Raw genomic sequence first — 12,270 nt, 5'->3', positions numbered from 1 at the left:
TTTAAAACAGGTGCCTAACGCCTGGGATGATACCCGGCTGGTAGACGGTTACCCCGGCCAGGATGTTATTATGGCCCGCCGCAAAGGCAGTTCATGGTATCTCGGCGGCATTAACGCCGAAAGAAAAGAGAAGAAAAAAACCATAACACTGGACTTCCTGCCTGAAGGGGTAAAATTCAGGCTGGTGCTGATTGCAGATGGCCAACATGATAAAAGTTTTGTCACCCGGTATATGGTGGTCGATAAATCAGATACGGTAGAAGTGAAACTGCTCCGCTGCGGTGGCTTTGCGGGATATTTAACGCCGATGTAAATTACCGGCTCCTTCTCCGCCGGCCGGGATATTCCGCATGCTCTGCTTTCTTTTCGTCCTCATTTTTATGGACTTTTCCAAACCGCCAGTTAAAGGCAATGGATAAGGACTGGTTATAAAACCGGGTCACCGACTGGCTCTGAAAAGTAGGCGCCGTGGCTATACTGGTTTGTTTTAAATAATTCCGGAAAGGGTTATTGAATGAAAGCGTAATACTTGCCTTTTTCTGCATGATCTCTTTCTGAACAGCCAGGCGGTAGGTATAGTCGGCCGTATTTTTACCCTGCAGGGTAATAAATCCATTGCTGTAATCGCCGGATAATTCAAATATATAACCGCCGGGAACAGTATAGGAAGTGTTGATATTAAAAGAGTGGAACAACCCGCTGTTGCCAATCTGCAACGCGGGGCTTTTAAACCATACCTGGTATAATTCCAGGCCGCCGTTGATGGTCCAGTTATCGTTTACCGCAGTATACACATTGACATTGGCGCCCAAACGCCTGTTGGATGCAATGTTCTGAGGCATGGTCCTGGATATGCCGTTACTGTCCACCGCCACAAGCGATTCTATTGAATTTGAATTGAAGCTGAAGTAAGCGCTGCTGATCAAAGTAAAACCGGATGGCGGGTTGTAGGTGTGCGACACTTCCAGTAAACGCGTAATTTCCGGCCGCAGGCGGGGATTGCCCGTTGTTAAATTACGGGGATCGCTCGCATCCGTATAAGGGTTAAGATCCCATATAAAAGGCCGGCGGATGCGTTCTGTATAATTGAATTTAAGCTCCTGTTCCTCATTTATATTTTTTGCCAACAGGATGCTGGGCACCAGGTTGCTGAAATGAGTGGCAAAAGAGGGCACTGCCCCCCTGAAGCGGGCGCCCAGCCGCGTATACTCATAACGGGCGCCCAGCCGGAACCGCCACCTGCTTTTGGTTTCAAAAGATGTGCTTATATATGCAGCAGCAATATCCTGGAAATAATTCATCGAATCGCTACGCGCCAGGTCCTGCTTCAGATCAGTGCTACCTGGCTGATGGAGGTTATTGAACACGGCATAATTACTGGTTGCATTGTTCTTACTCCAACGCATACCTGTTTCCAGGAAACTCAGACCGCTTTTACTGAGCGGATGGGTATAATCCAGCTGGAAGCTGTAATCCTTTGAGTGTCCTTTATTAGGGCTCAGCTCACGAAAGAAATGCCTGCCATCAGGGCTGAACTGATCCGTGGTATAATCGGACCGGTCTGCCGAACCGCTGATATTTCCCAATAACTGCAGTTCCTGCTTTTTACGTTTAAAATGTTTTATGTAGCTAAGCGCAAGCTCATAGTAGTGATACCCTCCTTTCTGATCTGCAAGCTGGTTGTATTCAGTAGTACTTTTGGCATCCTTATAATAATTATACAGGCTGCTTTTTACGGGCCATTGTTCCCGCCAGTAAGAGAGGGTAGCGCCTATCTTTTGTGATGAATCGGGGCGGTACGCTGTGCCCAGCTCTATACTTGTTCCCCTGGTTTTCTGCGTAATATCAGAACGCTGCATAAGATTACCTGCAGTTTGCCCGTTGAGCAGCAAGCTCCGGTCCAGGTCTGTTTTCCGCCGTTCCTTTTCAAAGCTGCCACTTGCCATGAGCGTCACATCAAATTTTTCCCGCGACAGGTTCAGGCCCAGGCTGGCCGACTGTTCCAGGTTACCTGCGCTCAGGTCCAGGTTGCCGGATGTTTGTTTTACTTTTTTTCTCGTAACGATATTGATCACACCAGCCGCACCTTCTGCTTCATACCTGGCCGAAGGCGCAGTGATCACTTCTATGGACTGTATAGAACTGGCCGGGATCATTTTTAATGCCTCTTTAAGGTTTTTAGCAAAAATGCCGGACGGGATACCGTTGAGTAAAACTTTGATACTGGCATCTCCCCGAAGCTTTACAGCACCATCGGAGCCAACAGTGACCATAGGCGCCTTGCGCAAAACATCCGCCGCCGATCCGCTTTTATTTCCAATATCAGCCGAGGCGTTGTATACCAGTTTATCGCCTTTATTCTGAATCAGCGCTTTGCGGTGCTGTACAACGATCTCGTTTAACTGTTTGCTTTGCCTGGCAAGGATACATTTACCCATATCCTGTTCCGGCACATTCATCTCTATTACCCTGGAATAGGGTGCATAACCGGTATGTGAAATGCTTAGCACATAAGTTCCCTTTAAAGGCGCCGTTAAAGCAAACCGTCCGTCGTTACCGCCAACACTGGTTTTGGCCATGGCGCTGTCTTTATACCGCAACACCACAGTGGCCCGTTCCAGCGGCCTGCCGGAGGTATCCACTATCACCCCTTTTATCTGAAAAGAGGTCTTTTCACCGGAGATAACAGATTGGGCTTTTACAACCAATGAAGTGATAGTAAGTAATAGTAAAACAAAAAATTTTCCAGCCATCAGACATACCGGTTTTTAATATTGAAATTGTATCTGCCGGCAAAGGAAAATGTTTAATTTCCCACCAGAAAAAGAGAATGAGCAAAACCGCTATCCGGATGACGAACGACGTTCGTCATTTGAATTTTTTCTTTCTACCTGAAAAAATGACCTTCGGGTTTCCCGGAAAATATACAGGAGATGGCATATACGATCAATTGGTTCAACAAACGTTACCTGCAGGAAATCGGAATTTTTGCCGCCATGTTTATCCTGACGATGGTGAACCAATGGTTCCAGCTGGATTCATTCATGGCTGTTATAAAAGGACTGGTTTTCTTCGTGGTGCTGTATGCACAGGCAAAATTTCACTGGCATTTTATATTACCGTTGTTCTGGAGCAGGCAATACGGGAAATATGCCATCGCAACACTCTGCGCGTTAATGGCAGGTACACTGGTACTTTTTCCTATAGATTGTTTCTGGATTGAGCCGGATATTTTTCAGCAGGAAAGCATGCCGTCTATTTTACTTTATCATTTCGTGATCAGTATTGCCAGCATAATTACAATTATGTTCCTGTTCCTGGTAAGGCAGCACGCCTCGCAGATCCGGAAAAGAACGGAAGATAAGCTGCTCCTCGCTGAAATGAATATCAGGTTACTGCATGCCCGGTTAAATCCGCATTTTCTTTTCAACATGTTCAATAATCTTTATGGCGTGAGCTTAGCAGAACCGGAACGTGCCCCTGATCTGATTTTGAAATTATCTAACCTGATCAGGTATCAACTTGAAGAAGGGCGTAAGCCACTTGTTTCCCTGAAGGAAGAAATAACGTTTATAGAGAATTATATAGCGATAGAAAAAGAACGGATTGGAAAACGCTGTGAAATTTCTTATACCGTACAGTACGGAGATCAGCAACCGGAGCAGCTTTCCATTGCACCCCTGATCCTTATCACGTTAATTGAAAATGCTTTTAAGCATAGCATTACCGTGGCCCGGAAATGGTATGTACATATACACATCCAGCTGGAACAGCGGACGTTATTGGTGAATATTGTAAATTCCCGGGGGGATAACCCGCCCGGCAGGGATTCTACAGGTATCGGCCTGGCCACCATCCGCGAGCGTCTGAAATTGTTGTATGCAGGAGATTACCGGCTGGATATTTCCCGGGATGAAAGCGAATTCAGGGCCGTTTTAGAGATATTATTAAATCACCGGTAGTTTATGGAACCACTACGTTGCATTATTGTTGATGATGAAGAAGGAGCGCACCTGGTACTTGGTCATTATATAAAAGGTACCAGCAGCCTCGTGTTGACGGGGAACTTTTATAACGCCGCGGACGCGATGGATTTCATGTTTAAGCACCCGGTAGACCTGCTCTTCCTCGACATCAATATGCCGGGCCTTTCAGGGATGGAGATGCTGGAGGCAATGTCACACCCGCCCCTGATAGTGCTAACCACGGCCTACACACAGTATGCGCTGGAAGGATATAAGTACCAGGTGGTAGACTACCTGGTGAAACCTTTTGAATTTGCCAGATTCATGGCGGCGGTAGATAAAGTGTTTACCCGGTATAAGCCGCCGGTTGCCAGCAACGCGGCCTCCCCGGCAGTCCGGCAGGCAAACAATTCCCTGATGCTGAAAGTTGACGCAGGGATCACCAGGATCGCCACCAGTTCCATTTCACATATACAGAGCTATGGTAATTATGTAAAGATATTTACACATGAAAAAATGTACCTGAGCGCATCCACTACAATCGAGATAGAACAACAACTGGACAAACGGTACTTCAGGCGTATACACCGGTCATACATCGTTGCGCTCTCAAGGATACAAAAGCTGGAAGGAACCCAGGTACATTTGGAAAACGGGCTGATACTGCCTGTAGGGAATACCTATAAGCGGGAGCTCCTGGAGCATTTTACCAACAGGAGTTAAGAACGTTGTGAATTACTTCAACGGGATGTGCTTTATAAAAATCGGGATGTATATCCTAAAAACCCCATCCGGCTATGATGACTGCCTACCTGTTACGGTGAATAATCTCTCAATTAACGCGGCTGCTTTGTCAACCTTGTGCACTTCAATAATTCAGCACTGCCTTTATGTCCGGGGAACAGCTGGCCTGTGCATGGCTCCCGGTGCGGCATCAGCCCACCATATGCAGATAGCGGGTACATATAACCGGTAATGATGCCGGCAAAGTAACCACAAACGGTATAAGACTTCCTGTAGCCCCAACAATTATTCATCCGCCCCGCGGAGATATGCAGGCAACTTCACAACACCCTTCTGCGGTAATTGTAACATTTTATACCCTAATTCAAAACATCCGCCCCCCCTGTTTCCAGTGAGACTATATAATTTTGATACATTGTTCCACACTCATAATTCTTCGTTATGAAATCACGAATACTGTTATCCAGTCTTCTCATTAATTATTATAACTGTCATTTTGACACTATTAAAAACAAGACCTGATCAGTAAATTTACTACTGAAGATTCATCCCTGCTAAATAACCTGCCTGTTCCGGCAGGCCCGGCCGGGTGACTTACCGGTGTAGGAAAAACCGGGGCCCGGCGCTCCCGCAAACATTGATGAAACAAAAAATCCTGCTTATTTATTACAGTGATGCCACGAATACAAACCAGCAATATATCCTTTAGCAATCAATTTGATAAACTATAGACAAATGATCCGAACTTTATGCCTTCCGTTACTGGTAGTGATCCTGGCAGTAATAACATGTAAAGCAGAACAGAAGATTCCTTTTGATTTTGACTGGAAATTTGCTTTAAATGATCATCCCGGCGCAGAGCAGGCAGACTTTGACGATTCCCAATGGCGCCTGCTGGACGTTCCCCATGATTATAGTATTGAGCATCCTTTCGATTCCACCTACGCTACAGGAGCAGGCGGAGGCTATACTTACAGCGGCATCGCCTGGTACAGGAAACATTTTAAAACAGCGGCAAATTTCTCCGGCAGGAAGGTTTGGGTATTGTTTGATGGCGTTTACCGCAACAGCGAAGTATGGATCAACGGCCATTACCTGGGCATTCGCCCCTATGGCTACTCTTCTTTTTATTATGATCTCTCGCAATACCTGAACCCGGCAGGACAGGAAAATATCATCGCGGTAAAAGTAAATACCAGCGAGCAGCCCAATTCCAGGTGGTATACCGGCTCTGGTATCTACCGGCATGTATGGCTGGTAACAAAAAACAAGCTGCATATTGATCAATGGGGCGTTTTCGCCCGTACCACGGAAGCAGACAGTAATAATGCCGGGGTAGACCTCTCTATAGATCTGCGCAATGAAAATAATACTGCTCAGTCCTGCACCATAATAACAACATTGACAGATGCCGCCGGTAAAGAAGCCGGAAGAACGGAATCCAATGTGCAGGCCATACCCGGACAACCGCAGAAAATCGAACAACATATCAGTGTCAGCCAACCGGTATTATGGTCTGTAGAACATCCTGCATTATACCAGTTAAAAGTAGAAGTGAAATCAGGCGGAAAGGTGGCCGATAATTATACTACTGCTTTTGGTATAAGAACGGCCCGCTTTGATCCCAATAAAGGATTTTTGTTAAACGGGAAACATGTAAAGCTAAAAGGGGTCAACACTCATCACGACGGAGGGCCACTGGGCGCCGCCGTATTGGATGGCGCCTGGAAACGCCGCCTTGAAATTTTAAAAGGCATGGGCTGTAATGCCCTGCGGATGAGCCACAACCCGCCGTCGCCGGAGTTGCTTGCCTATGCCGACAGCCTGGGTTTTGTGGTGATCGACGAAATATTTGACGAATGGATGGATGGAAAAACAACTGGCGGGTATTCCTCTCAGTTTGCAAACTGGTGGGAGAAGGATGTTGAAAGCTGGATCAGGCGCGACCGGAACCATGCCTCTGTAATTGCCTGGAGTATTGGCAATGAAGTGAGAGAGCAGTATAACAAAGAGAACGCCCTAAAAATAACCGGTATGCTGGTGAATGGTTCACGTAAATATGATAGCACCCGTCCTTTTACCGCAGCCTGTAACGAAATCCGCAACGTCAATTCCTTTGGAATGGGCGAATTACTTGATTTGGTTGGTTACAACTACCAGGAAGCCTGGTATAAAGCCGACCATGAAAAATATCCCAACCGGGTGATCTTTGGTTCCGAAACAGTGATGTATCCCTACCACCCCGGCACCTGCCAGCAATTACGCTCCTACGAACAATGGCTGGAAGGGCAGCAGGAAGACTATGTAGCGGGCGAATTCCTGTGGACAGGGTTTGATTACCTGGGCGAATCAGGTATTGGTGAAGTAGGCAGCGGTTGCGACTTCTGGAAAATATGGCCCAAATGGCCATCCCGTGGCGCTTCCTGTGGCGTGATCGATATGTGCAACTTTCCGAAACCCGGTTACTGGTTCAGGAAAGCGCTCTGGAATGATACCCCCATGGTGCATATCGCCGTGCAAACCGATACCTCCGCCAGGAACAGGGAGCAGTGCTCTTTCTGGAACTGGCCCAAAGTGGAAACCCACTGGAACCATCATAAAAAAGGCGATACCCTGGCAGTGCAGGTATATACCAATGTACCGGAAGTGGAACTGAAACTAAATGGCAGGTCGCTGGGAACCCGTAAATGGAATATTAAAGAGGAAGCCTTCCTGGTATGGGAAGTACCCTATGAACCAGGTAAGCTGGAAGCCATCGGAAAAACCAAAGATGGGAAAACAGTATCCTTTGCGGTTCAAACCGCAGGCGAGCCGGTTAAAATGGCATTGTCGGCTGACAGGAAAGTGCTTACCGCCAACCGGCAGGACCTGAGCTATGTTTCGGTACAGCTGCTGGATGCCCAGGGTATACCCGTGCCTTTTGCCGGTGATAAGATCACTTTTGAAGTAAGCGGCGCAGGCAAACTGGTAGCCGTAGGCAACGGTGACCAGAAAAGTCATACGCCGCTGAAAGGAACACAGATGGAAGCCTGGCAGGGAAAATGTTTAGCCATTATTCAATCTACCAGCAGGAAAGGCGGCATTACCATTACTGCCAGGAGTGGTTCACTTCCTGTGGCAACAGTTACCTTAAAAGCTGAATAAGCAGGTGGTGAGTTCCATGTACTTCGCAATAATTAAATGATAAAACAACTCAATTCCTGCACACCTGTGGATCAAAAAAGGCGTGCAATAGTTATTAAACGTGATTAAACAATAATTTGATGAGAAGAATTACAGTACTGATGGCATTGTGTGTATTGCTTTGCCTGCAGCTATTCGCAGAGAACCGTATATCCAGCCCTGATGGAAAGATCGCAGTGACGGTATTTACAGACAATAACGGCGTTCCCAGGTACTCCGTTACCTATAATAAACTAACTGTGCTGGAGCCTTCGTCCTTAGGAATTGAGCCGGACGGGATCAATTTTTCCAACGGTTTACAATTAGTCAATGTATCTGCTGTCGGCAGTGTGCACGATCAATACAATATGCTGAGCGGTAAAAAACTATCCATTCAGTATGATGCAAAAAAGGCCAGCTTTACATTTCAAAATAAAGACGGCAGGAAATTTTCCGTGATCTTCCAGGTGTCGAACGATGGTATCGCCTTCAGGTATCATTTTTCAGACGGCCAGGATACTAAGATCATCCGTTCCGAAAATACTTCCTTCCAACTCCCTCCTTCCGCCAAAGCCTTTATACAGCCCATTGCCGTTACCCAATCCGGATGGGAAAAAGCAAATCCATCTTATGAAGAGCATTATGACCAGGACGTGCCCGCAGGCACCCCTTCAAAATATGGCGCCGGCTTCATTTACCCGGCACTGTTTAAGGTTAACAATACCTGGCTGCTGATTACCGAAGCCGCAGTGGGGTCCGACTGGTGCGCCACCCGTCTTGATTGTGATGCAGGCAGCCCGGTCTATAAGGTAAAATTCCCTGATCCAAGGGAAGTAGTGTATAAGGATGGCCTATTACCACGGCAGCCAATGAATGGGTTTTCTCCCTGGCGCGTTATCACCATCGGCTCCTTAAAAACCATCGTGGAATCAACATTGGGCACTGATGTTGCCGATCCCTCAGTTATTACCAACACTTCGTATATAAAGCCCGGGAAATCGAGCTGGAGCTGGATTAACAGTAAAGATGATTTTATTGTTTACGATGAGCAGAAGAAATACATTGATTTTGCTGCCTACATGCATTGGCCGTATTGCCTGGTAGATGCAAGCTGGGACCAGAAGATAGGCTATGAAAAGATAAAAGAGCTGGCGGATTATGCCAGGCAAAAAAATATTGGGTTGATCCTTTGGTACAATTCTGCCGGCGACTGGAACACTGTAAAGTACACGCCCAGGAATATCCTTCTTACCAAAGAAGGAAGGGAAAAAGAATTCTCCGCTATAGAGGCAATGGGCATCAAAGGGATTAAGGTTGATTTCTTTGGCGGCGACGGACAATCAATGATAAAGTATTACCACGATATCCTGCAGGATGCAGCCCGTCATCACCTCATGGTTAACTTTCACGGAGCCACATTGCCGAGAGGCCTGGCGCGCACCTATCCCAACCTGGTAACTGCCGAGGCTGTGAGGGGTTTCGAGTACATCACCTTCAGCCAGGAGGATGCGAACCTGGAAGCAAATCATGCCACCATGCTGCCCTTCACCCGGAATGCATTCGACCCGATGGACTTCACGCCCATGAACCTCTACAAAATTCAGTCGGCAAGTATCCGCAAAACCACCGCTGCTTTTGAATTAGCGACCACTGTTGTTTTCCTGTCGGGCATTCAGCATATGGCGGAGTCGCCGGAAGGAATGGAACATGTACCGGAGTTTGTTAAAAATTACCTGCGCACCCTACCTGATACCTGGGATGAAACCCGCTTTATAGATGGCTATCCCGGCAAGCTGGTGGTGATCGCCAGGCGTAAAGGCACTAAATGGTTTATTGCAGGAATGAATGGCGAGCCTGTAGCGAAAAACCTTTCGCTTAATTTATCTTTCCTGAAAAACAAAAAGATAACACTGATTTCAGATGATGATACCAACCTCTTAAAAGAAACAAAAACAGTTATACCTGGTAAAGGCATGCTTCCCGTTGCTATCAATGCAAATGGGGGATTTGTCATAGTAGCAGGGCAATAACAGGAAAGCTCAGCTTATTGCGATGATCAGTTATCTTTAACAGGTAAGGATCATTTCAATAAGCTGGGCTTCTTTATAAATATAATTCCGTAAGCCGCACTAATGTTTATCATCTGAAATCGCCTCTTCCATCCTCAAACTTTCCTTATGAATGGCGTTGAGCATTTCAGTGACAAATTCAGCCGACAGGCCCTCTTTCTTACCAGCCTCAATCCCCTTTTCCAGTACCTTTTGAAAACGGGCAGCCTGTAATGGGGCGATATGGTGTTGCGCTTTGTAAACGCCTATTTCACGGACCACCCTTTCTCTTGCGCCCAGCACCTCGAAAAGCTTTCTATCGAGCGAGTCGATCACCTTCCGTTTGTTTTCCAGGGCAGTATCAATGGCCGGCTGCTGGCCTTTGGCTTTGTTCACCGCGGCGATAGCCGCCAGCGTGATCATGATGACGGGAAACTTATTTTTCATAGCCGGACACACCTCCATTTTAATGCCACTTTTTTTTATCAAACTGCGTTTCGCTGTTTGGTATTCCACCAAAACGTACCCGAATTTTTAAGGGGTAGAAATTTTTTATCTATTTTTAGCACAGCCAAAGCATGCACTATATTGCCAGAGAACTTCCCACATACTGAGAAAGATATTTTCCAACAGATTGCTGACGGCGATCATGAAGCCTTTACCCGGTTGGCGGATCAGTATTGGAATAACCTGTATGGGCAGGCGATGGCTTACCTGAAAGACTCTCACAAAGCCCAGGATGTAGTCCAGGAAGTATTTCTGACGATCTGGAAAAACCGCAGCTCCCTCTCAGGCATAGAACGGCCGCAGCACTATTTATATACAATGGCCAAAAACAGGATACTGAGTGAATTCAGGAAGAAGCTGATGATCCCGATCCCTGACCATATTGAACAGCTGCAACCGGCAGCCGATTCACCGGCAGATGAACGGCTGGCCACCAAACAACTCCGGGAGCTGGTACAGGCGGCGGTAGACCAGATGCCTCCCCAACGCCGGGCTGTTTTTGAGCTGAGCCGGCAGGAAGGGCTAAAGTATGAAGAGATTGCAGCGCGACTGGGAATTTCCCGGGAAACGGTGAAAGGGCATATGATAAAGGCCCTGGCACAGGTACGAACCTTTATGCGGCATGCGTTGCGATTCCTGTTCCAGATTTTTTTTTAAACGGACCAACCCTCTTTTTACATTGATGCGTCTTTATAGTATATGCACATCGAAGAATTCAAGGATCTACTGGAAAAATACCTGGATGACAGGATCTCGCCGGAAGAGCGCCAGCGGCTGACGGTTGCGCTGGAAGACCCGGCCTGTGCGCAGCTACTGGACGAAACGGTCTACGGGGAACTGGTGGCAGGAGCCTATGAAGGAACACCGGATGAAGGGATCAGGCAACTGATCATGCAGCGTCTCCACCAGGAAACGGCTCCTGTACGCACCATCAGGCCCCGGCGTTATCAATGGGCTGCCGCAGCCGCCATACTTGCTCTCATAGCCGGGGCATATTTATGGCTGCAACGGCCGGCCAAACACCCGGCAGTGCAGCCGCCTGTCGCCCATATAATACCAGGCTCCAACAAGGCCATCCTGACCTTATCAGATGGATCTGCCATCACATTGGACAGCACCGGCAACCAGGTGATCAGGCAGGGCGCAACCGCTATCCATCAACAGGGCGGCCAGTTAAAATATGATGCCCAAAGCGCCCCCGCCGCCGTTGAATATAATACGCTGGCAACTCCCCGGGGCAGCCAGTTCCGGGTCATGCTCCCGGACGGCACGCAGGTGTGGCTGAACGCAGCTTCCACACTGCGTTACCCCACGGCTTTTACAGGTCCGGAAAGACTTGTAGAGGTGAACGGGGAGGCTTATTTTGAAGTAGCGGGCAATGCTGCCCGGCCATTCAAAGTAAAGATTAAAGATGCGGAGGTACTGGTGCTGGGAACAAGTTTTAATGTGAATGCCTATGCCGATGAACCCATCACACAAACTACGTTACTGCAAGGCTCCATTAAATTATCTGCCAATAACAACCAGGTATTACTTAAACCCGGGCAACAGGCTACTTTGGCGACTGATAAAGCGTTCCACATCAATGAAATAAATCCCAACGATGCTATTGCCTGGAAAAACGGCTATTTCCTTTTTAAGAATGAGAGCATCGAAAGCGTTATGAGAACCATCGCACGCTGGTATGATGTAGACGTTACCTACCAGGGCGATGTAAAGCAGCAGCGTCTTGGCGGAACCGTTTCCCGTTACGAAAAACTGGAAGATCTATTAAAGACCATCGAATTAACCAAAAGCTTAAAATTTAAAATTGAGGGAAGGAGGGTAACCATTATGCCGTAACA

9 protein-coding genes are annotated in these 12,270 nt (G+C 47.4%); 7 read left to right on the top strand and 2 right to left on the bottom strand.

The features are described 5' to 3' along the window. Positions 1–313, top strand: a 313-nt coding sequence (locus VIM72_RS14100) for a glycoside hydrolase family 97 C-terminal domain-containing protein (RefSeq protein ID WP_332003462.1), incomplete at its 5' end; no start/stop codon positions are given. Position 314: 1 nt separating this feature from the next. Here VIM72_RS14100 and VIM72_RS14095 read toward each other — a convergent pair. Next, positions 315–2,753: an outer membrane beta-barrel protein gene (locus tag VIM72_RS14095; RefSeq protein ID WP_332003461.1), complete on the bottom strand. Its 2,439-nt coding sequence runs from the start codon at positions 2,751–2,753 to the stop codon at positions 315–317. Between the two features lie 180 nt (positions 2,754–2,933). Between VIM72_RS14095 and VIM72_RS14090 the strand changes: the two genes are divergently transcribed. The 4 genes from VIM72_RS14090 to VIM72_RS14075 all read left to right on the top strand — a co-directional run bounded on the left by VIM72_RS14090 (position 2,934) and on the right by VIM72_RS14075 (position 9,901). After that, positions 2,934–3,962 (top strand): sensor histidine kinase, encoded by a 1,029-nt coding sequence (locus VIM72_RS14090; protein WP_332003460.1) that lies wholly within the window; start codon positions 2,934–2,936, stop codon positions 3,960–3,962. Between the two features lie 3 nt (positions 3,963–3,965). Continuing rightward, positions 3,966–4,688 carry a response regulator transcription factor gene (locus VIM72_RS14085; RefSeq protein WP_332003459.1) on the top strand — a complete coding sequence of 241 codons (723 nt, stop codon included), beginning with the start codon at positions 3,966–3,968 and terminating at the stop codon, positions 4,686–4,688. A gap of 756 nt (positions 4,689–5,444) precedes the next feature. Beyond that, a complete protein-coding gene (locus VIM72_RS14080) occupies positions 5,445–7,853 on the top strand; it encodes a sugar-binding domain-containing protein (protein ID WP_332003458.1) in 2,409 nt (802 codons plus the stop codon). Between the two features lie 119 nt (positions 7,854–7,972). Continuing rightward, a complete protein-coding gene (locus tag VIM72_RS14075) occupies positions 7,973–9,901 on the top strand; it encodes a glycoside hydrolase family 97 protein (RefSeq protein ID WP_332003457.1) in 1,929 nt (642 codons plus the stop codon). A 99-nt stretch (positions 9,902–10,000) separates the two neighbouring features. On the opposite strand, the gene VIM72_RS14070 is transcribed toward VIM72_RS14075, so the two are convergent. After that, on the bottom strand, positions 10,001–10,366 hold the full coding sequence (locus VIM72_RS14070; RefSeq protein WP_332003456.1) for a chorismate mutase: 366 nt from the start codon (positions 10,364–10,366) through the stop codon (positions 10,001–10,003). 141 nt (positions 10,367–10,507) lie between these two features. Between VIM72_RS14070 and VIM72_RS14065 the strand changes: the two genes are divergently transcribed. Beyond that, positions 10,508–11,083, top strand: coding sequence for an RNA polymerase sigma-70 factor (locus tag VIM72_RS14065; protein ID WP_332003455.1), 576 nt, complete (start codon positions 10,508–10,510; stop codon positions 11,081–11,083). A 42-nt stretch (positions 11,084–11,125) separates the two neighbouring features. After that, a complete protein-coding gene (locus VIM72_RS14060; RefSeq protein WP_332003454.1) occupies positions 11,126–12,268 on the top strand; it encodes a FecR domain-containing protein in 1,143 nt (380 codons plus the stop codon). The last annotated feature ends 2 nt before the right edge of the window (positions 12,269–12,270 follow it).

Source organism: Chitinophaga sp. (genome assembly GCF_036569185.1).
Lineage (GTDB): Bacteria > Bacteroidota > Bacteroidia > Chitinophagales > Chitinophagaceae > Chitinophaga.
The sequence above is the reverse complement of the archived record's forward strand: the minus strand, read 5'-3'. Positions and strand labels throughout refer to the sequence as shown.

Excerpts from the sequence above, each read along its gene's own strand:
- VIM72_RS14080 (WP_332003458.1), top strand. The coding sequence starts at position 5,445 with ATGATCCGAACTTTATGCCTTCCGTTACTGGTAGTGATCCTGGCAGTA.
- VIM72_RS14085 (WP_332003459.1), top strand. The coding sequence starts at position 3,966 with ATGGAACCACTACGTTGCATTATTGTTGATGATGAAGAAGGAGCGCAC.
- VIM72_RS14095 (WP_332003461.1), bottom strand. The coding sequence starts at position 2,753 with ATGGCTGGAAAATTTTTTGTTTTACTATTACTTACTATCACTTCATTG.
- VIM72_RS14090 (WP_332003460.1), top strand. The coding sequence starts at position 2,934 with ATGGCATATACGATCAATTGGTTCAACAAACGTTACCTGCAGGAAATC.
- VIM72_RS14070 (WP_332003456.1), bottom strand. The coding sequence starts at position 10,366 with ATGAAAAATAAGTTTCCCGTCATCATGATCACGCTGGCGGCTATCGCC.
- VIM72_RS14060 (WP_332003454.1), top strand. The coding sequence starts at position 11,126 with ATGCACATCGAAGAATTCAAGGATCTACTGGAAAAATACCTGGATGAC.
- VIM72_RS14075 (WP_332003457.1), top strand. The coding sequence starts at position 7,973 with ATGAGAAGAATTACAGTACTGATGGCATTGTGTGTATTGCTTTGCCTG.